The organism is Acidovorax sp. Root70 (genome assembly GCF_001428225.1).
Taxonomy (GTDB): Bacteria; Pseudomonadota; Gammaproteobacteria; order Burkholderiales; family Burkholderiaceae_C; genus Acidovorax.
Genome location: NZ_LMHQ01000017.1, coordinates 17,449 through 39,974 on the forward strand (window position 1 = coordinate 17,449; position 22,526 = coordinate 39,974).

General features: G+C 63.5%; 26 protein-coding genes and 2 tRNA genes. 16 read left to right on the forward strand and 12 right to left on the reverse strand.

Features of this window, described 5'->3' with window-relative positions; translation table 11 throughout:
• The first annotated feature begins 181 nt into the window (after window positions 1-181).
• The 13 genes from ASD94_RS10810 (at window position 182) to ASD94_RS24020 (ending at window position 7,055) form a co-directional block, all read left to right on the forward strand.
• A complete protein-coding gene (locus ASD94_RS10810; protein WP_056642605.1) occupies window positions 182-862 on the forward strand; it encodes a hypothetical protein in 681 nt (226 codons plus the stop codon).
• 45 nt (window positions 863-907) lie between these two features.
• Window positions 908-1,177: a hypothetical protein gene (locus ASD94_RS10815; RefSeq protein WP_056642608.1), complete on the forward strand. Its 270-nt coding sequence runs from the start codon at window positions 908-910 to the stop codon at window positions 1,175-1,177.
• A gap of 59 nt (window positions 1,178-1,236) precedes the next feature.
• Window positions 1,237-2,244, forward strand: a complete 1,008-nt coding sequence (locus ASD94_RS10820; protein ID WP_056642612.1) for a site-specific DNA-methyltransferase — start codon at window positions 1,237-1,239, stop codon at window positions 2,242-2,244.
• 39 nt (window positions 2,245-2,283) lie between these two features.
• On the forward strand, window positions 2,284-2,466 hold the full coding sequence (locus ASD94_RS10825; protein ID WP_056642615.1) for a hypothetical protein: 183 nt from the start codon (window positions 2,284-2,286) through the stop codon (window positions 2,464-2,466).
• A 47-nt stretch (window positions 2,467-2,513) separates the two neighbouring features.
• Window positions 2,514-2,996, forward strand: coding sequence for a hypothetical protein (locus ASD94_RS10830; protein ID WP_056642618.1), 483 nt, complete (start codon window positions 2,514-2,516; stop codon window positions 2,994-2,996).
• Window positions 2,997-3,121: 125 nt separating this feature from the next.
• A complete protein-coding gene (locus ASD94_RS10835) occupies window positions 3,122-3,571 on the forward strand; it encodes a hypothetical protein (protein WP_056642620.1) in 450 nt (149 codons plus the stop codon).
• Window positions 3,568-3,813, forward strand: a complete 246-nt coding sequence (locus ASD94_RS10840; RefSeq protein WP_056642622.1) for a hypothetical protein — start codon at window positions 3,568-3,570, stop codon at window positions 3,811-3,813. Before ASD94_RS10835 ends, ASD94_RS10840 begins: the two co-directional genes overlap by 4 nt.
• A complete protein-coding gene (locus ASD94_RS10845) occupies window positions 3,806-4,183 on the forward strand; it encodes a Lar family restriction alleviation protein (RefSeq protein ID WP_056642624.1) in 378 nt (125 codons plus the stop codon). Before ASD94_RS10840 ends, ASD94_RS10845 begins: the two co-directional genes overlap by 8 nt.
• Window positions 4,173-4,310, forward strand: coding sequence for a hypothetical protein (locus ASD94_RS23585; protein ID WP_156391403.1), 138 nt, complete (start codon window positions 4,173-4,175; stop codon window positions 4,308-4,310). The genes ASD94_RS10845 and ASD94_RS23585 overlap by 11 nt, the downstream gene beginning before the upstream one ends.
• Window positions 4,294-4,563 (forward strand): hypothetical protein, encoded by a 270-nt coding sequence (locus tag ASD94_RS10850; RefSeq protein ID WP_056642627.1) that lies wholly within the window; start codon window positions 4,294-4,296, stop codon window positions 4,561-4,563. The genes ASD94_RS23585 and ASD94_RS10850 overlap by 17 nt, the downstream gene beginning before the upstream one ends.
• A 59-nt stretch (window positions 4,564-4,622) precedes the next feature.
• Window positions 4,623-5,612, forward strand: coding sequence for a phage Gp37/Gp68 family protein (locus ASD94_RS10855; protein WP_056642631.1), 990 nt, complete (start codon window positions 4,623-4,625; stop codon window positions 5,610-5,612).
• 199 nt (window positions 5,613-5,811) lie between these two features.
• Window positions 5,812-6,027: a DUF4224 domain-containing protein gene (locus tag ASD94_RS23770; RefSeq protein WP_056642633.1), complete on the forward strand. Its 216-nt coding sequence runs from the start codon at window positions 5,812-5,814 to the stop codon at window positions 6,025-6,027.
• Window positions 6,024-7,055 carry a tyrosine-type recombinase/integrase gene (locus tag ASD94_RS24020; protein WP_082576840.1) on the forward strand — a complete coding sequence of 344 codons (1,032 nt, stop codon included), beginning with the start codon at window positions 6,024-6,026 and terminating at the stop codon, window positions 7,053-7,055. Before ASD94_RS23770 ends, ASD94_RS24020 begins: the two co-directional genes overlap by 4 nt.
• An 88-nt stretch (window positions 7,056-7,143) precedes the next feature.
• On the opposite strand, the gene ASD94_RS10870 is transcribed toward ASD94_RS24020, so the two are convergent.
• The 11 genes from ASD94_RS10870 to ASD94_RS10920 form a co-directional block, all read right to left on the reverse strand.
• Window positions 7,144-7,219 (reverse strand) — tRNA-His (locus ASD94_RS10870).
• 49 nt (window positions 7,220-7,268) lie between these two features.
• A complete protein-coding gene (locus ASD94_RS10875; protein ID WP_056642639.1) occupies window positions 7,269-9,197 on the reverse strand; it encodes a SurA N-terminal domain-containing protein in 1,929 nt (642 codons plus the stop codon).
• A gap of 60 nt (window positions 9,198-9,257) precedes the next feature.
• A tRNA-Val gene (locus ASD94_RS10880) sits at window positions 9,258-9,333 on the reverse strand.
• Window positions 9,334-9,348: 15 nt separating this feature from the next.
• A complete protein-coding gene (locus ASD94_RS10885) occupies window positions 9,349-9,621 on the reverse strand; it encodes an HU family DNA-binding protein (RefSeq protein WP_008906675.1) in 273 nt (90 codons plus the stop codon).
• Window positions 9,622-9,922: 301 nt separating this feature from the next.
• A complete protein-coding gene (locus ASD94_RS10890) occupies window positions 9,923-11,017 on the reverse strand; it encodes a tartrate dehydrogenase (RefSeq protein ID WP_056642642.1) in 1,095 nt (364 codons plus the stop codon).
• 70 nt (window positions 11,018-11,087) lie between these two features.
• Entirely contained in the window at window positions 11,088-11,654 is a 567-nt protein-coding gene (pgsA, locus tag ASD94_RS10895) for a CDP-diacylglycerol--glycerol-3-phosphate 3-phosphatidyltransferase (RefSeq protein WP_026436902.1), read from the reverse strand.
• A gap of 43 nt (window positions 11,655-11,697) precedes the next feature.
• On the reverse strand, window positions 11,698-13,695 hold the full coding sequence (gene uvrC / locus ASD94_RS10900) for an excinuclease ABC subunit UvrC (RefSeq protein ID WP_056642678.1): 1,998 nt from the start codon (window positions 13,693-13,695) through the stop codon (window positions 11,698-11,700).
• A 114-nt stretch (window positions 13,696-13,809) separates the two neighbouring features.
• The gene (locus ASD94_RS10905) at window positions 13,810-14,790 is read right to left on the reverse strand and encodes a tripartite tricarboxylate transporter substrate binding protein (protein WP_056642645.1); all 981 of its coding nucleotides are present in this window, start codon (window positions 14,788-14,790) and stop codon (window positions 13,810-13,812) included.
• A 79-nt stretch (window positions 14,791-14,869) separates the two neighbouring features.
• Window positions 14,870-15,850, reverse strand: coding sequence for a tripartite tricarboxylate transporter substrate binding protein (locus tag ASD94_RS10910; protein ID WP_056642647.1), 981 nt, complete (start codon window positions 15,848-15,850; stop codon window positions 14,870-14,872).
• A 46-nt stretch (window positions 15,851-15,896) separates the two neighbouring features.
• Window positions 15,897-16,877 (reverse strand): hydroxymethylglutaryl-CoA lyase, encoded by a 981-nt coding sequence (locus ASD94_RS10915; protein ID WP_056642649.1) that lies wholly within the window; start codon window positions 16,875-16,877, stop codon window positions 15,897-15,899.
• Window positions 16,874-18,079 (reverse strand): CaiB/BaiF CoA-transferase family protein, encoded by a 1,206-nt coding sequence (locus tag ASD94_RS10920; RefSeq protein ID WP_056642652.1) that lies wholly within the window; start codon window positions 18,077-18,079, stop codon window positions 16,874-16,876. The genes ASD94_RS10915 and ASD94_RS10920 overlap by 4 nt, the downstream gene beginning before the upstream one ends.
• Window positions 18,080-18,218: 139 nt before the next feature.
• Here ASD94_RS10920 and ASD94_RS10925 point away from each other — a divergent pair, with 139 nt between their 5' ends.
• The 3 genes from ASD94_RS10925 to efp all read left to right on the forward strand — a co-directional run bounded on the left by ASD94_RS10925 (window position 18,219) and on the right by efp (window position 20,961).
• Window positions 18,219-19,121, forward strand: coding sequence for a LysR family transcriptional regulator (locus ASD94_RS10925; protein WP_056642655.1), 903 nt, complete (start codon window positions 18,219-18,221; stop codon window positions 19,119-19,121).
• Window positions 19,122-19,123: 2 nt separating this feature from the next.
• Complete coding sequence (gene earP, locus ASD94_RS10930) at window positions 19,124-20,266, forward strand: elongation factor P maturation arginine rhamnosyltransferase EarP (RefSeq protein ID WP_056642681.1); 1,143 nt, start codon at window positions 19,124-19,126, stop codon at window positions 20,264-20,266.
• A gap of 140 nt (window positions 20,267-20,406) precedes the next feature.
• Window positions 20,407-20,961, forward strand: a complete 555-nt coding sequence (gene efp / locus ASD94_RS10935) for an elongation factor P (RefSeq protein ID WP_056642658.1) — start codon at window positions 20,407-20,409, stop codon at window positions 20,959-20,961.
• A 138-nt stretch (window positions 20,962-21,099) separates the two neighbouring features.
• On the opposite strand, the gene rimO is transcribed toward efp, so the two are convergent.
• Window positions 21,100-22,491: a 30S ribosomal protein S12 methylthiotransferase RimO gene (gene rimO, locus ASD94_RS10940; protein ID WP_056642661.1), complete on the reverse strand. Its 1,392-nt coding sequence runs from the start codon at window positions 22,489-22,491 to the stop codon at window positions 21,100-21,102.
• Window positions 22,492-22,526: the final 35 nt, after the last annotated feature.

A 22,526-nucleotide genomic window follows, 5' to 3' on the forward strand; every position in this document is an offset into this window, starting at 1 on the left:
TACCGCATTTATCGACAAACCCTGCCGCCGCTGCAGGCCCTGCGCTCTGCGTGGGTTGTGGCGCGGGACTAGGAGCACACATGAAAACACTTCGCTACTACTGGGGCGCCTACAAGCTGTCCCGCATCAACAACACCCGCATTGGCGCATTGCGCGAAATGCTTTTCACACCATTCTGACCATGAATACCAACATTCCAAACCTCGCGGGCGTGGCGACTTCCAACCTGGTCGAACAGATTGGGACGGGCAAATTCTCCGCAAGCTACATCAACTGGTCGCGCACCATGGCGCTACTGCGCGAACATGCCCCCGGCTGGCAACCAGAAATGGTGACAGCGCCGGATGGCTACGTGTTGCACCAGGCTCCCGTGGGGGCCTACCTGCTGATCCGGTTCCGCAACGGCGATGTAACCACACCACCAGTGCCACAAGCGGTTATGGATGTGCGCAACGCAGCTATCCCGGTGGATCGAATCACAGCACGCGACATAACGGACACGCACCGTCGTGGGGTGTGCATGGCCGCTGCGTTCACCTTTGGTTTGGCCTATGAGCTGTGGGCAAAACTTCCACTGGAGTCTGGCTACGCAGAGTCACCGCCGCCCGCTCCAAAACCTCCATCCCCCAAGGTCAGCCCAGTGCCGGACATTGAGTTGCCGCCAGAAGAGCAAGCACATGTGGCCGCGATTGTCGATGGCATCGTTGCCGCCTGGACCGAAGGCAAGGAGTTTGAGGCCATCTCTGCGTACTACGAGATTGCCGACAACGACCACAAGATTGCCGCTTGGAAGCTGATGGCGCCGCAAAGCAAACTGCGCGCTTTGCTCAAGGCAAACCAACCAACAGCGCAAGCCGCTTAACCAACTCCTGCCGCGCTGGGCGGCGGGCAATTTGAAAGGGCCATCATGGCACGCAAGTACGAAGTAACAGCAGTCACCGGCAAGTACACCGACAGCACCGGAGCGGAAAAGAGTCGCTATCAGACGCTGGGTTCAGTGATCGAAACAAAAAACGGGCTGATGCTCAAGCTGGAAGCGATCCCGATTGGCTGGGACGGCTGGGCCTACCTGAATGATCCGAAGCCGCGCGACGGTCAGCAGGCGCCGCAACAGCGGCAGCCGCAACAACGCCAAGCGCCGCAGCAAGACGGCTACGACGACATTCCACCGTTCTGACCCACCCAGCAACCCAACCCCCAAGCCACCCGCCGAGGTGGCTTTTTTTGAGCCCTTTTATGAACATCACTGTGACCGGCGACTGCCGAGAGACGATGCGCGCCTGGGCTGCTGACGGCGTACGTGCGCAAATGTGTGTTACCAGCCCGCCCTACTTTGGCCTGCGCGACTACGGGCACCCTGGCCAGCTTGGCCTGGAGCAGACACCCGAGGAATACATCGCGGCCATGGTCGAGGTGTTCCGCTGCGTGCGCGACGTGCTGTCCGACGATGGCACGCTATGGTTGAACATCGGGGACAGCTATGCGGGACAGCGCGGCACCCAACCCGGTCGAGTTTCTGGAAGCGGAGCCGTCACCCAGGGCCAAGGGATCGGCGCTGGTGTACCCGGCGGCTGCAAGCCAAAAGACCTGATCGGGATACCCTGGCTGCTGGCATTTGCACTGCGCGCCGACGGCTGGTATCTACGCCAGGACATCATCTGGTCGAAACCGAACCCCATGCCCGAGAGCGTCACCGACCGTTGCACCAAAGCGCATGAGTATGTGTTTCTGCTGTCGAAGTCGGAGCGCTACTTCTACGACCAAGAAGCGGTGATGGAACAGGTTGCAGCGAGCACGGTTGCGCGTTTGTCCCAGGATCTCGAGCAACAAGCCGGAAGCGATAGGGTTCCGGGAAAGACCAACGGCACCATGAAAGCGGTTGCTCGCCGCTCTGGGAACTTGGCACGCAAACCACGTCCAGGGCTGCCGGGTGACAGCCGCCACCAGGCTGGCTCAGTGCCTTGGGAGGGGGCGATGCGAAACCGCCGCAGTGTCTGGACAGTGGCCACGCGCCCCTACAAAGGCGCCCACTTCGCAACGTTTCCTCCCGCGCTGATTGAACCCTGCATTCTTGCGGGATCTCGAGTTGGCGACATTGTGCTGGACCCGTTCATGGGAAGCGGCACCACTGCCGCCGTAGCGCTGCAGCATGGCCGCCAGTACCTGGGGTGCGAGCTGAACCCCGCATACCAACCACTGCAGGATGCCCGAATAGCCGACGTAGTTGGCCCCTTGTTCGCCTAACAACCAAAGCCACCCGCCAAGTGCGGGCTTTTTTACACCATGACCACCCCCAAAAAACCCGCAGGCTTCGCCCTGTCCAACCCAGTCCCACAGACCAAGTGGGAGGCCCAGCGCGAGAAAGAGCGCATCACCCTGCGCGACCACCCAACCATCCCGCACCTGAACAGCACCATGCGCGGGCGGTACGAGGGCAAGGAACTGCAGTATCGGGGGCGGCCGTGAACCGCCAGCTGCGCCGACTTGCCGCAAAGGGTAAGCAACCCGAGTGGATGAAGTTCGTCACGGACCTACCGGATTCTCCGGTGAACGTGGCCATTCGCAACGCCACCAAGCTCACCACGCCGGAGATTGAGCACTACATCGTGCCCAGCCGCCGGGCGGTGGAGGCCTTCCGTGTGGGCAAAGGCAACTTCAAGGACTGGCTGCGCCTGTGCACCCTGGTGAACGTGGGCATGGCCATCGAGGACGGCGGCGTGGTCAAGGGCCTGAGATCCGATCTGAAAGCGGCACTGGATGCCCTGGAAGAAATCGGCACGCGCCAGGACAGCCCACAAGGCTGGAAGTCGGGCGCGCTGCGCGCCACTGAGCTGGAGTCCATACGCATGCTGGTTATTGCCCACGAATTCCAGCTGCGCCAAGTTTCCTACGGCGAGCACCAGGAGGCGTACCGCTTGGCCACTGCGCGCGTGAAGTGCGACGGCGGCGAAGTCATCAACCTGAAAAACATCCAGACGATTGAACAGGTCGCCTGAGCAGCACCCCCACCCCACAGAGCCCGCAACCCAGCGGGCTCTTTCGTTTCTGGACCTGCGCTGCGAAATTCATAGCTACCGGCGCTTATTTATCAGGCGCCACGACCTGATTTGATTGGAAAACCATGACCGATAAAACAGACAGCAAGGAGCGCGACCTGATGGCGTTGGTCGATGCCTACGCGGAAGCGCGCCACATCGGCGGATGCCACACGTACAACGCAAAGACCGCAGAAGCCCGTGCAAAGGTTGTCGCCTCCCTCGCAGCAAATGCGGGGAGTGAGCCAGTGGCATGGCGCTATCGCAGTGGAGCCAATGGCAACTGGGAGGACTGCACCAAGGAGGCCCACGACATGGTACTGCGCGCGCCGCAACGGTGGACCGGATACGAGGCTCAATCACTCTACTCCCACCCCTCTCCCCCAGAGGGAATGGTGGCCGAGCAAGCACTGCGCAAGGTGCTGTCAGTGGTGCAGCGATACCTGCCCCCAGATGGGCCCACCGCCCACGACGCCATGACCGAAATCACAGAAATCGTTGACCCGTGGCCTCTTGGCCCGCTGGAGAAACCATGAGCACCAAGACCATTCCCGCGCAGATCATCAAAACCTGCGACGGCTGCGGCGTCACGATTGATGCGCAGAACTCTCGCCAAGAGGGCAAGCTGACGCTCAACGCCCACGCCTTGGACATGCACGGCCACGCCTGCGCGGACGCAACCCGCAAATTCGATCTTTGCGACTCCTGCCTATTCGATGTGGCAAAGGCCATTGATTCAGCCATCGCCGCCCGCAAGCAAGGAGCAAACCATGACTGAACCGACAGAACTACTGCCGTGCCCGTTTTGCGGCGGTGCGCCGACCACCATCGAGCGCCCAGACAACATCGACGGCACGCAGTTCTTCTACGCAATTGCCTGCTATTGCGGTCGCCACTCCGCCTGTGCGCACAAGATGGCCGTCCGCAAGACACCAGAGATTGCAAAGGCCGATGCCGTTGCTGCATGGAACACACGCACACCGCAGCCCACTCAGGCGCAGGCCGGGGCGGTGCCGCTGACACACGATGAGGCTCTGGATGCGTTCTGCCGCACCCCGGGCATTCATCAGTTTGTGCAGGCGTTCATGGCTGGTGTGCGCTTCGCAGAGCAACACCACGGCATCAAAGGAGGCCAGCATGGCCTGTAACGTCGAAGAAATCAAAGCCTTGATTTGGTTGGCAGCTTCGCTTTTCATCTTGGCAGTTTGGAACATCGCCGCTGTGTGGCTGATCGTTTCGGCAAGAAAAGGAGGACAGCATGGCGCTGACACCTGAACAGATCGACGCGCTGGAATCGCTGGCAAAGCGCCACGGCGCACTGAGCTACCGCAACCGCGCAGACACACAGAACCCGGCCTTCGGGTTTTCAGTGGCGGGGTTAGAAAGCCTGCTGGCCGAGGTCCGCAAGGACGACGAAGCGCTGATACGGCAGATGCTGGAGGCGCTGGAGTCGGCCGACTACAACCATGCCGGTGTCAGCGCGGCAATAACTGCCGCCCGCACCCGCCTCGCGCCACCCACCGCCTGACAGGCACCAACCCCACAACCAGCCCCGCTCATGCGGGGCTTTTTCATTCTGGAGCCACCATGGCCGAAAACACCAAAATCGAGTGGACGGACCACACCTTCAACCCCTGGATTGGCTGCACCAAGGTGGGCCCCGGGTGCGACCACTGCTATGCCGAAAACCTCATGGACAAGCGCATGGGCGTGGCCGTTTGGGGCCCTGGCAATGAGCGTGTGCGTACCAAGTCAGCCAACTGGAAGATGCCGCTGCGCTGGAATGCCCAGGCCGATGCCTTCATGGCCCAGCACGGCCGCCGCCAGCGGGTTTTCTGCGCATCCCTGGCCGATGTGTTCGACAACGCGGTGGATCCACAGTGGCGCGCTGACCTGTTCGAGCTGATCGCCGCCACACCGAATCTGGACTGGCTGCTGCTGACCAAGCGCATCGGCAATGTGGGCAACATGCTGCCCGTGCCGTTCGACTTCGACAAGCACTACCCCAATGTCTGGATCGGCGCCACCATCGTGAACCAGGCCGAGGCTGATCGCGACATCCCCAAGCTGCTGCAGGTGCCTGCGCGCGTGCGGTTCCTGAGCATGGAGCCGCTGCTGGGCCCTGTTGATCTGACGAGCATTGATGTCTTCGGCGGTGACGCCGTGATTTACCCGCTCAAGGGAACGACCAACTGCGTGAACGATGAGGGTGAGCCTGCCGACGATGTTCCAGCGCTGGACTGGGTGATCGTCGGCGGCGAGAGCGGCCCCGGTGCGCGCCCCATGCACCCCGACTGGGCCCGCAGCCTGCGCGACCAGTGCGAGGCCGCTGGCGTGCCGTTCCTGTTCAAGCAATGGGGAGAGTGGGCGTCTGTCGGAACGTCGCCAGTGCATCCTGAGTCCACGCGCATACCCGGCAACCTTTGTAGCGTCACGCTTGACGGCGTTACCGCTGACCACTATGTCGCCATCAGCACCGACGGCGGCCGGACGCGAAACGAGATCCGCCGCGTCGGCAAGAAAGCCGCCGGTCGCCTGCTCGATGGCCGCACTTGGGACGGCTTCCCCACCCCATGACCACCCCGCCCGACTGGTCAGCCGCAGACAAGGGTTACCAGCTCCACCACTCCAACTGCCCCACATGCCGCGCCGCTGGCACTGCCCCTGGTTCAAGGGAGCGGTGCGCGGATGGCGCTGCTCTGTGGACTGCATATCAACAGGCGGGAGATCCGCCGCACTTCACCTGGCTGCGGAAGCGGCAGGGAGGAAAGAAACCATGACCATAGCACTCACCGATGAAGAAGTGGGCGAGCTGACCAAGCCTATCAAGCAAGGAGCCGCCCAAGTGCGCCACCTGCGCGAGTTGTTGGGGTGCGAGATCAAGCGCCGCCCTGATGGGCGCCCAATCGTCACCAGGGATATGCTCGCGCGCTTGCAGTCTGCAGAAACACCGGCCAGCAATGACACCGGTTTGAACTGGGGGACAGGATGACAAGACCACGCGACCGGGCCAGCGCCCTAGGCTTGCTGCCACTCATGGAGGCCCGCCCGCACAAGGACGGCAAAACCGTCACCTACCGTTACCACCCAAGGGGTGGCAAGCCGATCAACCTGGGCACGGACAAGACCAAAGCCATACGCCAAGTGCTGGACATGAACAGTAAAGCACCAGACACCGGCACGATGGGGCAGCTCTGGCGGATTTACAAAGCATCACACGCTTATCTGGACCTTGGGGACACCACCCGGAGAGACTATGCAGATTATTGGGGGCGTTTGTCCAAGGTGTTTGAGCGCGGCATTGTGGGGGCCATCAAGCCTGCGGACATTGCCCGCTACCTGCGCATGTACCGTGCCGATGCGCCAGTGGTCGCCAATCGGGAAGTTGCATTGCTGTCCAACCTGTGCAATCTAGCCGTGGAGCGCGGGGAGATTGACCGCAACCCCTGCAAAGAGGTCAGACGGAACAAAGAGCAGTCACGCACCCGCCTGGTGGAACATCACGAACTGGAGCCGTTTGTGGCATGGGCGCTACAGCAAGGCCCGAGCGCCGTAGTGTTGGTCAGCATGGCCCAGTTTGCGGCCTTGGCAGGCAGTCGGCGCATTGAGTTCCGCACCCTGCACTGGCCGCAGGTGGATGAGGAAATAGTACGCCTGATGCGCGCCAAGCAGCGAGGCCGGGAGCGCCGAGAGCTGATCGAGATGGGGGATGCCCTGCGGGCGGTGTTCGACAGGATGCGCGCCCTGCCGGGGTACAACCCATTGGGGGCTGTGTTCCGTGCGCCAAAGACTGGCAACCCATATTCAGAATCGGGCTTCAAGACGATGTGGGGGCGGCTGATGACGAAAGCCCTGGCCGAGAAGGTGGTGGCCGAACGCTTTACGTTCCACGACCTGCGGGCGCACTACGCCACCTACTACAAGCTGCGGTTCAAGGAATTGCCCGACATGCACGCCGATCCGGGGACCACTGCCAGGGTGTACGAACGCAGCCGTGAGGCCCGCCGAAAGTCGCTCTAATTTCCCACGGTGGGAAATTCGGGCTATATGCGCATCCAGTGCGCTATAAAAAACAAAGCGCCCCTGCTAAGAGGGGCGCCGTTTTATTTGGGGTGGCTGATGGGGCTCGAACCCACGACAACAGGAATCACAATCCTGGACTCTACCAACTGAGCTACAGCCACCGTAGCTTTGTATTATAGCCCGGGATTTTGGCCCCGGACATCAAATCGCTTAATTTTCTGCAGTCACTGTTGCCGCTGCCTCAGGACGTGGTGCCTTGATCTGCACCTTGAAGCGCTGCTTGAGCAGTTCATAGTACGCCAGCCCTTCGGCCGTGGCCAACCACTGCACGTATTGTTGGCGCTCCTGCTGCGCACGCTGCGCATCCGGTGCCTGGCGCGGCACGACGCGGTTGACCTTGACCACGGCATAACCCGCAGCGCCCAAATCCACCCCCGTCCAGCCTGGCAGCGTTTCGGAGGGAGCCCGCAGTGCGGCGTCGATCAGGGCACGCGGCAGGTTCTGGGTCTGTTCGCGGGAGACTTCGGTCGCTGCGGCCAAGCCTGTGGCAGAAGATGGGGCAGCCTTCCATGCATTGAGCTTGGCCTCGCCCTCCTTGCGTGCGAGTTCGGCAGATTTCTCAGCCACATACAAGGTGCGAACACGGGCCTTCACTTCGTCGTAGGGCAGTGTCAATGCAGGGGTGTAGGTGGTCACACGACCGGCAGCCATCTGGCTGGGGCCCACTTCCACCGCCTCGGTGTTGCGCTTGTTCTGCAGCGAGTCGGTAGCAAAAAGTGCTTCGAGGAACTTGGCGTTGGCCAGAGTGCCCTTGGCACCTGCGGCAGGGGTCCGGGTCACGCCCTTGGCAGTCTGGATCTTCAGCTTGAGCTTGTCGGCCACGGGCTGGAGGCTGTCTGCCTGCTCATACACACCATTGGTGAAGGACTCTGCCACCTCGGCAAACTTGCGCTGCGCCTGCTGCTGCTTGAGCTCTGCTTCCATGGTGGGGCGCAGTTCTTCAAAGCTGGGCTGGCGGGGTGTCTTGATGTCGGTGAGCTGGATGATGTGATAACCAAACTCGGTTTCCACCAGATCACTGATTTCGCCCTTTTTCAGCGCAAACGCAGCTTCTTCAAAGGGCTTGACCATCGCACCCCGGGCAAAGAAGTTCAGGTCTCCGCCCGCAACGGCCGAGCCCTTGTCGTCAGAGGATTTCTTGGCCACATCAGCAAAGCTGCCGGGAGCCTTGCGCACCTGGGCCAGCAGTTCAGTGGCACGGGCCTTGGCCTTCTCGCGGTCCGCGGCGGATGCATCCTTGGGAGCGTTTACCAGGATGTGGCTGGCGCGGCGCTCTTCCTTCGCCGTAATGCGAGCCACATTCTCTTTATAGTAAGTACGCAGGTCGTCTTCACCCAGGGTGATGGACGCCCGCACGCTGTCGAGATCCAGCACCACGTATTCGATGGCTGCCTGTTCCAGTTGCTGGAACAGGGCGGGATGGGCCTTGTAGTAGGCCTCCAGGTCTGCATCTGTCGGGGTGACTTTGCTGGCGAAGTCGGCAGCGTTGAATCGGGCCACCTGGATCTCACGGCGCTCATACAAAGCGTCGAGCGCGAGTTTGACCTGCGCATCGGAGCCAAACGCGGAGCTCATCACTCCACCCATCACTTGGTTCACCGAGATGTCGCGGCGCACATTGGCTTCGAAACCTTCGGGCGTCAGGCCTTGAGCAGCGACCAGTGCGCGATAGGCATCGGCGTCCAGCGTACCGTCCAGGCGCTTGAGTCCCGCAATGGCGGGAATCTCCTGCAGGCTGCGGGCCAGACGCGCATCGCTGGTCACAAGGTGCATCTTTTGCGCGGCAGCCGCCAGCACACGGTCACGCACCAGGCGCTCCAGCGTGGCATACCGGGCGCTGGGAGAGTCCAGCAACTTGGGATCGACCGAGGGAGACTGGGCGCGAATGCGGTCTGTCTCCATGCGATGGGCATTGTCCCAGTCCGTCTGGTTGATGTTGTTGCCATCGACACGGGCTACCACAGGGCTCTTTTCAGAGAAATAGTTGCGGTCGATGCCTACCAGCACAAACGAAGGAATGATCAGCAAGAACAAGAAGATCATCACGATCTTGGAGTGCTTGCGGATGGATTCAAACATGGTCGATCTTTCAGAAGGCAAAAAACAAAAGGCGAACTTGCGTTCGCCTTTGTTCGGTGATGGTGGGTCCTGACGGTCTCGAACCGCCGACCTACTCCGTGTAAAGGAGCCGCTCTACCAACTGAGCTAAGGACCCCACCTAAACTGATCCTCAGTTCAAGGCATCTTTCAATGCCTTGCCAGGACGGAACTTCGGAACTTTAGCAGCTTTGATTTTAATCGTAGCGCCAGTACGGGGATTGCGACCGGTACGGGCAGCACGCTTGCCCACAGCGAAGGTACCGAAACCGACGAGCGACACGGTGCCGCCCTTCTTGAGAGTCTTCTTGACAGCCTCGATCGTGGATTCCAGTGCACGCGCAGCAGCGGCCTTGGAGATGTCGGCGTTGGTAGCGATGTGCTCAATCAATTCGGTTTTGTTCACAAGAAGCCTCTCGGAAAAGAGTTAATGGAATGTCTCGAGGATATCTGGTCTTCACACGCCTGAAAGCACAGCCGTGGGCTGGTGGAGAACGGGCGGGGGAATGACTGGCATACACAGCAGTGGCTGCTGCATCAGATTAAAGCCATCGAGTTTCAGAGTGTCAATACAACACGCTGTTTTGCGTCAGCGTTGTTTTGAATTCTAGTCGTATTTCACGCTGCGACAGGGCTTGGCGGGGGTTTTTGTCTCAAACACGCCGTATCGGCAGCACTCCGTATTGACACCCCGCAGCCAGCCGTACTCAACGAGCAGCGAGTGCCTGAGCGATGGCTTTGCCCACGTCCTGCGTGCTGCCCGTGCCGCCCAGGTCCGGGGTGCGCGGAGCACCACTGCCGGGTTGCAACACGGCTTCGATAGCGGCCAGAACGGCGTCATGCGCGGCGCGATAACCCAGGAAGTCCAGCATCATTGCGCCGCACCAGATCTGCCCGATGGGGTTGGCGATGCCCTTGCCCGCGATGTCGGGCGCCGAGCCATGCACCGGCTCAAACAGCGACGGCATGGTGCGCGTGGGGTTGAGGTTGGCGCTGGGCGCGATGCCGATGGTGCCGGTGCACGCAGGTCCCAGGTCCGAGAGGATGTCGCCGAACAGGTTGCTGGCAACCACCACATCAAAGAAGTCGGGCCGCTGCACGAAGTGGGCGGTGAGGATGTCGATGTGGAACTTGTCCACCTTCACATCGGGGTAGGCCTTGGCCATATCGGCCACGCGCTCGTCCCAGTAGGGCATGGTAATGGCGATGCCGTTGGACTTGGTGGCGCTGGTCAGGTGCTTCTTGGGGCGCGACTGGGCCAGTTCAAACGCAAACTTCAGCACGCGGTCCACGCCGTGGCGCGACATCACTGTCTCCTGCATCACGATCTCACGCGGAGTGCCTTCGTACATGCGGCCACCGATGCTGGAGTATTCGCCTTCGGTGTTCTCGCGCACGATCAGCATGTCGATCTCGCCCGGCAGGCGCGGGCTGCCGTCACGGCGCACCACAGGGGCGATCACGCCTGGCATGAGGCGCGCGGGGCGCAGGTTGATGTACTGATCGAACTCGCGGCGGAACAGCAGCAGCGAGCCCCAGAGCGAGACATGGTCGGCGATCTTGTCGGGCCAGCCCACCGCGCCGAAGTAGATGGCCTCATGGCCGCCGATCTGGTCCTTCCAGTTGTCGGGCAGCATCTTGCCGTGCTTTTCGTAGTAGTCCCAGCTCGAAAAGTCGAAGTGGTCGAAATGCAGGTCAATGCCAAACTTGCGGGCGGCCTCGTCCAGAACGCGGAGGCCCTCGGGCATGACCTCTTTGCCAATGCCGTCACCGGCAATGACTGCAATGCGATGCTTCGCCATTCAGATGCTCCTGAAAATATAGCTGCCTGCGCTTATTCATCCAGCGCTCCAGGCATCAAAGACTTGAAAACTATTTGACGCGTGCCCGGATCTCGGGCAACGCCTTCTGCAGGTAGTACACCATCGACCAGACGGTAAGCACCGCCGAGGCCCAGATGAGCCAGGTGCCCCACACGCCGGTATCGATCACGCCAAACAGGCGCCCGTCGTACAGCAGAAAGGGGATGGCCAGCATCTGCACCGTGGTCTTGACCTTGCCGATCATGTGCACGGCCACGCTCTTGCTGGCGCCGATCTGCGCCATCCACTCGCGCAGGGCCGAAATCGCGATCTCGCGGCCGATGATGATGAGGGCCACAAACACGTCGGCACGTTGCAAGTGCACCAGCACCAGGAGCGACGCACACACCAGAAACTTGTCGGCCACCGGATCCAGGAAAGCACCGAAGGACGAGGTCTGGTTGAGCTTGCGGGCCAGGTAGCCGTCCAGCCAGTCGGTGGCCGCGAACACCACGAACATCACGGTGGCGATGAGATTGCGCGTGGCCGGGTCCAGCGGTGCGTAGAACACCCCCACGATCAAAGGTATCGCGACGATGCGCGTCCAGGTCATCAAGGTGGGGATAGTCCAGAACATGGCGGCGATTGTGTCACGGCGCGGCCGTGGAACTGTGCGGGGCCTATCTCAGGGCCTTGTAAATTTCTTCTGCCAACTCGCGCGAGATGCCATCGACAGTGGCCAGGTCCTCGACACTGGCCGCAGCCACGCCGCGCACCCCGCCAAACCGCTGCAGCAGCCGCGCGCGCTTCTTGGGGCCAACCCCCGCAATTTCCTCAAGCTGCCCACCGCCCACCCGCACCTTGGCGCGCGCCGCGCGCATGCCGGTAATGGCAAAGCGGTGCGCCTCATCGCGGATCTGCGCCACCAGCATCAGCGCGGCCGAGTCCTTGCCCAGGTACACCTTCTCGCGCCCATCGGCAAACACCAGCTCTTCCAGCCCCACTTTGCGGCCCTCGCCCTTCTCGACCCCCACGATGCGGGTCAGGTCCAGCCCCAGTGCCGTGAACACCTCACGCGCCACGCCCACCTGCCCCTTGCCGCCGTCGATGAGCACCAGGTCGGGCAAACGCGCCTGGCCCTTGGGCCGGGCTGCGGCTTGCGCCTCGGGCGATTGCGCATAGTCGATGCCGCCCTCCTCGCGCTGCGCCTCCACCACCTTGCTGTAGCGGCGCGTGAGCACCTGGCGCATGGCGGCATAGTCGTCGCCGCCGGTGATGCCTTCGATCTTGTAGCGGCGGTATTCGCTGCTCTGCATCTTGTGGTGGTGAAACACCACACACGACGCCTGGGTGGATTCGCCCGCCGTGTGCGAGATGTCGAAACACTCGATGGTGAGCTGCTCCAGGTCTTCGGGCGGCAAATCCAGCGCCTCGGCCAGCGCCCGCGTGCGGGCCTGCTGCGAGCCTTCTTCGGCCAGCAGCCGCGCCAGTTGCAGGTCAGCGTTCTTCTGCGCCATGTCGAGCCAGGCACGGCGCTGTTCGCGGGGCTGGTGGATGGCGTTCACACGCAGGCCACTTTGTTCGGTCAGCGCGTCGAGCAATGCTTTGTCCACGGGCACGCTGGTCACCAGCAACGGCGGCACGGGCACGCCAATGTAGTGCTGGGCGATGAAGGCTTCGAGTACCAGCGCCTCCACCGGGCGCGCGGGGCGAGACGGGGTGGCCACCGCCTCGTCTGCGCCATCGCCACCCTCTTCCTCAAACACCGCCGCCGCATCTTCAACATGCACCGGAAAGTACGGCCTATCCCCCAGGTGGCGGCCACCGCGCACCATGGCCAGGTTGACGCAGGCGCGGCCGCCTTGTACGCGCACGGCCAGGATGTCCACATCCTTGTCATCCACCGTCTCGATGGACTGCTGGTGCAGCACGCGCGACAGCGCCTGGATCTGGTTGCGCACCTCGGCCGCCTGCTCAAATTCGAGCTTGTCCGAATGCGCCATCATGCGCACCTCCATCGCCTGCAGCAGCTCCTGCGTTTCGCCGCGCAGCAGCGCCTCGGCGTGCGACACGTCAGCGGCATAGGCCTCGGGCGAAATCAGGTCCACGCAGGGCCCGGTGCAGCGCTTGATCTGGTACAGCAGACAGGGCCGTGTGCGATTGGCAAACACCGTGTCTTCGCAGGTGCGCAGCCGGAAGACCTTTTGCAGCAGCTGGATGGTTTCCTTGACGGCCCAGGCGCTGGGGTATGGACCGAAGTAGCGGTGCTTTTTATCGACCGCGCCCCGGTAGTAAGCCATGCGCGGAAACACCTGCCCCGGTGCATCGCCCCGTGTGTGGGCGCCCGGCGTGCCGGTGATCTTGAGATAGGGGTAGCTCTTGTCGTCGCGGAACAGGATGTTGAACTTGGGGTTCAACGTCTTGATGAGGTTGCTTTCCAGCAGCAGCGCCTCGGCCTCGGAGCGCACCACCGTGGTCTCCATGCGCACGATCTTGCTGACCATGTGGCCGATGCGGGTGCCGCCATGGTTCTTCTGGAAGTAGCTGGACACCCGGCGCTTGAGGTTGAGCGCCTTGCCCACGTACAGCAGCGCATCCTGCGCGTCGAAATAGCGGTACACGCCCGGCAGCGCGGGCAGCGCAGCCACCTGCGCCAGGAGTTCTTCGGAATGGGACATGGCGCGTATTGTGGCCTCGGGCACGGCCTTGCCCATTCACTATCAAATAAATAGCTGCCAGCGCTTATCTAACAAGCGCTAGAAGCCATTTTGATCAAAACCTCTGCACCCTGATCACTCCGCCTCGATCTTCGAGGTCTTCACCACCTGCGCCCAGTTGGCCAGATCGGCCTTCACCTTGTCACCCAGCTGCGCCGGGGTCTGGTAGTCGGCCGTGGCGCCCTGCTCCTGCGCCTTTTGCTGGAAGGCCGCGTTCTGCACCACGGCGCGGATGTCGGCCGTGAGCTTGTCCACCACGGCCTTGGGCACGGCGGCGGGGGCAAACACCGCAAACCACGAGGTGGCATCGACCTTGGGGTAGCCCGCCTCGGCTGTGGTGGGCACATCAGGCAGGCTGGGCAGGCGCTGCTTGCCCGTCACGGCCAGCACGCGCAGCTTGCCGCTGGCGATGTGGGGCATGAACGGCGGTGCAGTGCCAAAGGTCAGGTCCACCTGGCCGCCCAGCAGGTCCTGCAGCGCGGGGCCTGTGCCCTTGTAGGGCACATGGACCATCTTGATGGCGCCCTGCTGCTCCAGCATGGCACCGGTCACGTGCTGCAGCGAGCCGTTGCCCGACGAGGCGTAGTTGAGCTTGCCGGGATTGGCCTTGGCGTAGGCGATCAGCTCGGGCAGCGTTTTCACCGGCAGGTCAGCACGCACCACGATGATCTGCGGGGCCGAGATGACGTTGGCCACGGGTTGAAAGTCACCCTGCTCCCACTGCTTTTGCTTGGTGATGTGGGGCGAGATGACGTGGTAGCCCGAGTACTGCATCAGCAGCGTGTAGCCATCGGCCTCGGCCCGCTTGACGGCGCTGGCAGCAATGTTGCCGTTGCCCCCGCCCTTGTTGTCCACGATGACCGACTGGCCCAGCACCGGCGCCAGGGCTTGCGCCAGCATGCGGGCCGACAGGTCGGTGGTGCCGCCTGCGGCGGTGGGCACCACCAGGGTCACGTTCTTGGTCGGGTAGGCGCCCTGCGCCGCTGCGTGGCCGATGAAGCCGGTGGCCAGTGCGGCCAGGGCCAGGGTGGTGAACTGCTTGCGGGTGGTTTTCATGAAGGGATGTCTCCGTCGTTGTCGTTGTTGTCAAAAATCTGGGTAGCGAGAAGCAGGAAGGCACTGAGAAAGCGCCCGGTCAATCGACCGTGGCGCCCGTGTCCTTGACCACGCGGCTCCACTTGGGCAGGTCGGACTGCACCAGCGCCGCCAGCTGCGCCGCCGTACCCTTGAAGGGCTCGCAGCCCACGGTGGCCAGCTTGTCCACCACGTCCTTGTGCTCCAGCGCGCGCGCCACCTCGGCCTGCAGCTGCGCCACGATGGGCGCGGGCGTACCGGCCGGGGCAAACAGCGCATACCACGGCGCCTGGCCAAAGCCCTTGATAGTCTCGCCGATGGTGGGCGCATCGGGCAGCGCGGCCACGCGCTTTTCATTGACCACACCCAGCACCTTAAGCTTGCCTGCCTTGATGAACGCAATGGCTGACGGCAGGCTTTGCACCGACAGCGGCACTTGCCCGCCCACCACGTCGGTAGCGGCTGCCGCCGAACCCTTGTACGGGATGTGCTGCAGCTGGATGCCCGCAGCCTTTTGCAGCATCTCGCCAATCAGGTGGTTCAGCGTGCCGTTGCCCGCCGAGGCAATCGCATATTTGCCGGGGCTGGCCTTGGCCAAAGCCACCATTTCGGCCACGGTGTTGGCCGGGAAGGACGGATGAGCCACCAGCACATAGCCCGCCGTGGCCACGGGCGCCACGGGTGCAAAGTCCTTCACCGGGTCAAAGCCCGGGTTCTTGTACAGCGCAGGGCCGATCACATGGGCGCTGTCAGCCGTGAGCAGCAGCGTGTAGCCATCATTGCGCGCACGGGCCGTGGCGCCGGTGGCCAGCGTGCCGCCCGCGCCAGGGCGGTTGTCCACGATCACGCTCTGGCCCAGCTGCTCGCTGAGTTTTTGCGCCACCACGCGCGCAATGGCGTCGTTGGCGCCACCCGCAGCCTGGGGTACCACCACGGTGATGGGCTTGGAGGGGTATTTGTCCTGCGCGCCGGCTGCGAAGGCAGCGGAGCACAACACGGCGGCGGTAAAGATGCGGCGGGACAGCGTCGTTTGAAATGTCATGGCTTTTGTCTCCTGGTGTTATGTATGAATGCAGGCTCGCCCGCATTCAGCGGGCCAGCGCTCTTTCGCGGATTGCCTCGAAATCGGCAGGCACCGGGTGCAGCGCCAGGCGCGGGCCCGCCTTGGCGATCTGGCTGGGAATGTCGTGGCCAATCAACGCAGGCAGTTGCTGCGCAGCGGCCAACAGTTGTGCCAGATCCACCCCCGTGTCATAGCCCATCAGCGCCAGCGCATGCACGATCTCCTCACTGCACACATTGCCGCTGGCACCGGGTGCATAGGGGCAGCCGCCCAGGCCGCCCAGCGAGGCATCGAACCGGTCTGCGCCTGCGTCAATGGCCGCCAGCACATTGGCCAGCCCCATGCCGCGCGTGTTGTGGAAATGCAGGGTGAACTCCACCCCCGGCCAGCGCGCGCGGGCTGCCGCCGTGAGCTGGTGCACCTGCGTGGGGTAGGCCATGCCCGTGGTGTCGCACAGCGTGATGCCGCGCACCCCCAGGTCCACAAAGCGCTGCACCCAGCCGAACACATCGGCCTGGGCCACATCGCCTTCCATGGGGCAGCCGAACACGCACGACAGCGACACGTTCACCGCCACGTTGGCGCCCTGCGCCAGGGCCACCACCTGCGCCAGCGCCGCGAACGACTGTTCCTGCGTCATGCGCAGGTTGGCCAGGTTGTGCGTGGCGCTGACCGACATGACGAGGTTCAGCTCGTCCGTGCGCGACTCGATGGCGCGCTCTGCTCCGCGCAGGTTGGGCACCAGCGCCGTGTAGACCGTGCCAGGGCGGCGCGTGATCTCGCGCATCACGATCTCGGCGTCTTTCAGCGCGGGGATGGCGGTGGGCGATGTGAATGAAGTCACCTCGATCTTGGACAGCCCTGCCGCCGACAGCGCATTGCACAGCGCGATCTTGTCTTCGGTGGGCACGAAGGCCTTTTCCATCTGCAGTCCGTCGCGCAGGCCCACTTCCTGCATGTGGATGCGGCGGCCTGCGCCTTGCCAAACGGTGCTGGGTACGTTCATTGCACAACTCCTTTGCTGCGCAGCAACGCAATCTGCTCAGCATTGAGCCCCGTTTCTGCCAGCACCGCATCGGTGTCATCACCCAGGTGCGGCGCGCTGCTGCGGATGGTGCCCGGCGTGGCCGAGAGTTTGGGCACGATGCCCGGCACCTCCACGCTGTAGCCGTCACGCGTCTGCTGGGTCAGCAGCATGTCGCGGGCACGGTAGTGCGGGTCTTCGGCAATATCCTTGGCGGTGTAGACCTTGCCAGCGGGCACGCGGGCGGCGCCCAATGCATCCAGCACCTGCTGCACGGTGCGCTGCGCGCTCCAGGCACCAATGGCGGCGTCGATCTCTTCCACGCGGGCCACGCGGCCGGTGTTGTTGGCCAGGTCCGGCGCAGCACCCAGGTCGGGCCTGCCAATCGCATCCATCAGCCGCTTGAAAATGCTGTCGCCGTTGCCCGCCACCAGCACCCAGCCATCCGTGCAGGGGTAGGCGTTGCTGGGGGCAATGCCGGGCAGCGCACTGCCCGCCGCCTCGCGCACGGCACCAAAGGCGCTGTATTCGGGGATCAGGCTTTCCATCACGTTGAACACCGCCTCGTGCAGTGCCACGTCAATCACCTGGCCTTTGCCGCCGTTGACCTTGCGGTGGTACAGCGCCGTGAGCACCCCGATAGTGCCGTGCAGCGCCGCCAGCGTGTCGCCAATCGACACCCCCACCCGCACAGGCACGCGGCCGGGCTCGCCCGTCAGGTGGCGCAGGCCGCCCATGGCCTCGCCAATCGCGCCAAAGCCCGGCAGGTCGCGGTAGGGCCCTGTCTGGCCGTAGCCGGAGATGCGCAGCATCACGAGGCCGGGGTTGAGTTGGTGCAGCTCCTCGGGCGACATGCCCCAGCCTTCGAGCGTGCCGGGGCGGAAGTTCTCGACCAGTACGTCGGCTTCAGCAATGAGCTGGCGGGCGATGTCCTGGCCTTCCTTCTGGCGCAGGTCCAGCGCCACGGAGCGCTTGTTGCGCGACTGCACCTGCCACCAGACGGAGGTGCCTTCCTTGATCAGGCGCCAGTTACGCAGGGGGTCGCCGGTCTCGGGGGCTTCGATCTTGATCACATCGGCGCCAAACTCGCCCAGCGTCTTGCCGCAGAACGGCCCGGCAATGAGCTGGCCCATTTCGATGACACGCACGCCTTGCAAGGCGGCGAGGGAAGCAATGGAATCCATGGAACTATGTGTCTCCTAAAGGCGGTGATGCTGGGCCGCAATGATGCGCACCCGCGGCCCGCCTGCAAAACGCTCAAGCAACAAGCCACCATCGCAAACCGGCATGGCAAGCAGGCATGCTTGTTACCATCGGCACCCCATGAAACTCGACCCCGTCTCCCTGCGCCTGTTTGTGGCCGTGATGGAAGAAAGCACCATCGCCGCCGCCGCCGCGCGCGAGCACATTGCCGCATCGGCCGTGAGCCGCCGCCTGGCCGACCTGGAAGACGCCTTGCACGTGGCGCTGTTCACCCGCAGCAACAAGGGCACCGAGCCCACCGCCGCCGCCTACGCGCTGCTGAACCTGGCGCGCGGTGTGCTCAATGACCTGGACGGCATGGCCAGCCAGATGCGCGACTACGGCGCGGGCGTGCGCGGCCATGTGCGGGTGGTGGCCAACATCTCGGCCATCACGCAGTTTTTACCGGCGCAGCTACAGAGCTTCATGGCGCTGCACCCGCAGGTGGATGTACGGCTGCAGGAGCAGATCAGCACGGCCATCGCCCAGTCCGTGGCCGAGAACGCAGCCGATGTGGGCATCCTGAACCAGGGCCAGTACGGCGACCGCGTGGTGCAGCTGCCCTACCGCACCGACGAGCTGGTGCTGGTGGTGCCCACGGGCCATGCGCTGGCGCGGCGCAAGTCGGCCCGGCTGGCCGACGCCCTGCCCTACGACTTTGTGGGCGCACACCCGGGCAGCGCCATCAACAACCAGCTGACCCGCGCGGCCTCTGAGGCCGGCCTGCCGCTGCGCCTGCGCATGCAGGTCACCAGCTACGACGCGCTGTGCCTGATGGTGGCCGCCGGCCTGGGCGTGGGCGTGATGCCGCGTGGCAGCGCCGCGCTGTACAAGGGCTCGCAGCCCATCCGCGTGGTCACGCTGAACGAGCCGTGGGCGCACCGACAACTGATGCTGTGCGTACGCTCGGAAGAATCCCTCTCCAGCGTGGCGCAGCTGCTGGTGGACCATTTGCGCGCGCAACCACCCACGCCCGCCCCATGACCATGCACAGCCCCCTCGCCGCCCTGCAATGGGACGTGTTCTGCCGCGTGATCGACAACTTTGGCGACATCGGCGTGTGCTGGCGCCTGGTGGCGCAACTGGCGGGCCTGGGGCACCGCGTGCGCCTGTGGGTGGACGATGCATCGGCGCTGGAATGGATGGCCCCGGAGGGCTGCCCCGGTGTGGAAGTAAAACGCTGGGGCACGCCGCCGCCGGGCCCGAACGAACCGCCACCCGACGTGATGGTGGAGGCGTTCGGCTGCGATATTGCTCCCGAATTCATAGCATATCGCGCATATTCCACTAGCGCTTCTGGCCAAAAACGCCCAAAACCTGTCTGGATCAACCTGGAATACCTGTCTGCCGAGGCCTACGTGGAGCGCACTCACCGCCTGCCCTCGCCCATCCTGTCGGGCCCGGCGTCGGGGTGGACGCGCTGGTTCTTCTACCCCGGCTTTACCGCCGGCACCGGCGGCCTGCTGCGCGAGCCCCACTTGATGGAGCAGCGCGAGGCGTTTGATCTCAGCGCATGGCGCGCGGAGCACCGGGCCCAGTTTGGCATGGGCGACGAGACACCGGGCACGCGCTGGGTGTCGCTGTTTTGCTACGAGCCCCCCGCGCTGGCCGACCTGCTGCGCCAATGCGCATTGCGGCCCACCCAGTTGCTGGTCACGCCCGGCCGCCCGGCCGCCGCAGTGCGGGCCGCCTTGGCCGAGACCCAGGGCGGTCAGGAGCGACAACCCCTGCACGGCCAGCAGGGGCTGCTGTCCATGTCCTTCCTTCCCCACCGGCCCCAGGCGGCGTTTGACGAGATGCTGTGGGCCTGCGACTTCAACGCTGTGCGGGGCGAGGACTCTCTGGTGCGCGCACTGTGGGCCGGACAGGCGTTTGTGTGGCACATCTACCCCCAGCATGACAACGCCCACCACGACAAGCTCTGGGCCTTTCTGGACTGGCTGCAAGCCCCTGAGTCGCTGCGGCGATTCCACGCCACCTGGAACGGGCTGGACGCCGCGCCGCTGCAATGGCCCGACGACAACACCCTGGCCGAGTGGACGCGCTGCACCCGGGCGGCCCGTGCACGCCTGCTGACGCAAGACAACCTTGTGGCGCAACTTTTGGGCTTTGTCGCCGAAAAACGGTAAAATCCGAGGCTTTGCGCAAATCAGGTGCGGCATGTCAGTGCCCACGCCCCGCGCACTTTCGCCGCAGAACATGCATCGGCGTGCAAACCAGGTGGTTTGTCAGCCCGCGCGTTGAGCGGCCCCAACCCAAGCAACTTGCTATGAAAATCGCTCAAGAAATCCGCGCCGGCAACGTCATCATGCACGGCAAGGACCCCATGGTGGTCCTGAAGACCGAATACGCCCGCGGCGGCCGCGGTGCAGCCACCGTGCGCATGAAGCTCAAGAGCCTGATCGGCAACTTCGGCACCGAAGTCGTGTTCAAGGCCGACGACAAGATCGACAACGTGATCCTGGACAAGAAGGAGTGCACCTACTCCTACTTCGCCGACCCCATGTACGTGTGCATGGACACCGAGTACAACCAGTACGAAGTGGAAGCCGAAAACATGGGTGACTCGCTGAACTACCTGGAAGACGGCATGACCGTTGAAGTGGTGTTCTACGACGGCAAGGCCATCTCGGTCGAACTGCCCACCAGCGTCGAGCGCGAAATCACCTGGACGGAACCTGCCGTCAAGGGCGACACGTCCGGCAAGGTGCTCAAGCCCGCCAAGATCGCCACCGGCTTTGAAGTGCCTGTGCCCCTGTTCGTCAGCCAAGGCGACAAGATCGAAATCGACACCCGCACCGGCGAATACCGCAAGCGCGTCTAAGGGCAGCAAGGGCTTACAGCCCATCTCCCTCGCAGGAGATCCCCCAAAGAAAAAGGCTTCCCTCGGGAAGCCTTTTTTGATGGTTTCAAGCCCATGCGCTAGTGCGCCATGGGCGTATTGCTATTAATTAGATAGCAATCAAATGGGCTGCGCCACCAAGTCGTGCCCCTGCACGCCGACGATGCGCGCCTTGGTGAACTCACCCACCTTCATGGTCTTGCTGATCTTCTCGGGCGGCAACAACTGCACGGTGCCGTCGATCTCGGGCGCGTCGGCATAGGTGCGGCCCACGCCTCCTTTGCGGCCCAGGGCGGGAGCGTGGTCCACCAGCACCTGCATGGTAGCGCCCACGCGGCGCTGCAGCTTGGCGATCGACACCTCTTCGGCCACCGCCATGAAGCGCGCGCGGCGCTCTTCGCGCACTTCCATCGGCAGCATGCCGGGCAGCTCGTTGGCGGCGGCGCCGGTCACATCGCTGTAGGCAAAGCAACCTGCGCGGTCGATCTGCGCCTCGCGCACAAAGTCGAGCAGGTGCTGGAACTCTTCTTCGGTCTCGCCCGGAAAGCCCGCAATGAAGGTGCTGCGGATGACCAGTTCAGGACAGGCCTCGCGCCAGCGCAGAATGCGCTCCAGGTTGCGCTCGCCGCTGGCGGGGCGCTTCATCCGCTTGAGCACGTCAGGGTGGCTGTGCTGGAAGGGCACGTCCAGGTAAGGCAGCACCTTGCCCGTGGCCATGAGCGGGATCACTTCGTCCACGCTGGGGTACGGGTACACGTAGTGCAGGCGCACCCAGGCGCCGTAAGGCTCGGCAATCTCGCCCAGGGTCTGCACCAGCTCCAGCATGCGGGTCTTGACGGGCTTGCCGTCCCAGAAGCCCGTGCGGTACTTCACATCCACGCCATAGGCCGAGGTGTCCTGGCTGATCACCAGCAGCTCTTTCACGCCACCTTCAAACAAGGCCTTGGCCTCGCTGAGCACATCGCCGATCGGGCGCGACACCAGGTCGCCGCGCATCGAGGGGATGATGCAGAAGGTGCAGCGGTGGTTGCAGCCCTCGCTGATCTTGAGGTAGGCGTAGTGCTTGGGCGTGAGCTTGATGCCCGCGATGCCGAAACCGCCGGGCACCAGGTCCACGAACGGGTCGTGCGGCTTGGGCAGGTTCAGGTGGACGGCGTCCATCACTTCTTGCGTGGCGTGGGGGCCTGTGACGGCCAGCACACTGGGATGCATCTGGCGCACCATGTTGCCGCCATCTTCGCCGGCGCGGGCACCCAGGCAGCCGGTGACGATGACCTTGCCATTCTCGGCCAGGGCTTCGCCAATGGTGTCCAGGCTTTCTTTCACGGCATCGTCAATGAAGCCGCAGGTGTTGACGATGACCAGGTCCGCACCCTGGAAGGTCTTGGAGGTTTCGTAACCCTCGGCGCTCAGCTGCGTGAGGATCAGTTCCGAATCGGTCAACGCCTTGGGGCAGCCCAGGCTGACAAATCCGACTTTGGGTGTTTTGGTGGGGGCAATTGCTTCGCTCATATCCCCCTATTGTCCCAGTTCCGGCGTGGAGCGGG

Excerpts from the sequence above, each read along its gene's own strand:
- ASD94_RS10810 (WP_056642605.1), top strand. The coding sequence starts at position 182 with ATGAATACCAACATTCCAAACCTCGCGGGCGTGGCGACTTCCAACCTG.
- ASD94_RS10815 (WP_056642608.1), top strand. The coding sequence starts at position 908 with ATGGCACGCAAGTACGAAGTAACAGCAGTCACCGGCAAGTACACCGAC.
- ASD94_RS10820 (WP_056642612.1), top strand. The coding sequence starts at position 1,237 with ATGAACATCACTGTGACCGGCGACTGCCGAGAGACGATGCGCGCCTGG.
- ASD94_RS10825 (WP_056642615.1), top strand. The coding sequence starts at position 2,284 with ATGACCACCCCCAAAAAACCCGCAGGCTTCGCCCTGTCCAACCCAGTC.
- ASD94_RS10830 (WP_056642618.1), top strand. The coding sequence starts at position 2,514 with ATGAAGTTCGTCACGGACCTACCGGATTCTCCGGTGAACGTGGCCATT.
- ASD94_RS10835 (WP_056642620.1), top strand. The coding sequence starts at position 3,122 with ATGACCGATAAAACAGACAGCAAGGAGCGCGACCTGATGGCGTTGGTC.
- ASD94_RS10840 (WP_056642622.1), top strand. The coding sequence starts at position 3,568 with ATGAGCACCAAGACCATTCCCGCGCAGATCATCAAAACCTGCGACGGC.
- ASD94_RS10845 (WP_056642624.1), top strand. The coding sequence starts at position 3,806 with ATGACTGAACCGACAGAACTACTGCCGTGCCCGTTTTGCGGCGGTGCG.
- ASD94_RS23585 (WP_156391403.1), top strand. The coding sequence starts at position 4,173 with ATGGCCTGTAACGTCGAAGAAATCAAAGCCTTGATTTGGTTGGCAGCT.
- ASD94_RS10850 (WP_056642627.1), top strand. The coding sequence starts at position 4,294 with ATGGCGCTGACACCTGAACAGATCGACGCGCTGGAATCGCTGGCAAAG.
- ASD94_RS10855 (WP_056642631.1), top strand. The coding sequence starts at position 4,623 with ATGGCCGAAAACACCAAAATCGAGTGGACGGACCACACCTTCAACCCC.
- ASD94_RS23770 (WP_056642633.1), top strand. The coding sequence starts at position 5,812 with ATGACCATAGCACTCACCGATGAAGAAGTGGGCGAGCTGACCAAGCCT.
- ASD94_RS24020 (WP_082576840.1), top strand. The coding sequence starts at position 6,024 with ATGACAAGACCACGCGACCGGGCCAGCGCCCTAGGCTTGCTGCCACTC.
- ASD94_RS10875 (WP_056642639.1), bottom strand. The coding sequence starts at position 9,197 with ATGTTTGAATCCATCCGCAAGCACTCCAAGATCGTGATGATCTTCTTG.
- ASD94_RS10890 (WP_056642642.1), bottom strand. The coding sequence starts at position 11,017 with ATGGCGAAGCATCGCATTGCAGTCATTGCCGGTGACGGCATTGGCAAA.
- pgsA (WP_026436902.1), bottom strand. The coding sequence starts at position 11,654 with ATGTTCTGGACTATCCCCACCTTGATGACCTGGACGCGCATCGTCGCG.
- uvrC (WP_056642678.1), bottom strand. The coding sequence starts at position 13,695 with ATGTCCCATTCCGAAGAACTCCTGGCGCAGGTGGCTGCGCTGCCCGCG.
- ASD94_RS10905 (WP_056642645.1), bottom strand. The coding sequence starts at position 14,790 with ATGAAAACCACCCGCAAGCAGTTCACCACCCTGGCCCTGGCCGCACTG.
- ASD94_RS10910 (WP_056642647.1), bottom strand. The coding sequence starts at position 15,850 with ATGACATTTCAAACGACGCTGTCCCGCCGCATCTTTACCGCCGCCGTG.
- ASD94_RS10915 (WP_056642649.1), bottom strand. The coding sequence starts at position 16,877 with ATGAACGTACCCAGCACCGTTTGGCAAGGCGCAGGCCGCCGCATCCAC.
- ASD94_RS10920 (WP_056642652.1), bottom strand. The coding sequence starts at position 18,079 with ATGGATTCCATTGCTTCCCTCGCCGCCTTGCAAGGCGTGCGTGTCATC.
- ASD94_RS10925 (WP_056642655.1), top strand. The coding sequence starts at position 18,219 with ATGAAACTCGACCCCGTCTCCCTGCGCCTGTTTGTGGCCGTGATGGAA.
- earP (WP_056642681.1), top strand. The coding sequence starts at position 19,124 with ATGCACAGCCCCCTCGCCGCCCTGCAATGGGACGTGTTCTGCCGCGTG.
- efp (WP_056642658.1), top strand. The coding sequence starts at position 20,407 with ATGAAAATCGCTCAAGAAATCCGCGCCGGCAACGTCATCATGCACGGC.
- rimO (WP_056642661.1), bottom strand. The coding sequence starts at position 22,491 with ATGAGCGAAGCAATTGCCCCCACCAAAACACCCAAAGTCGGATTTGTC.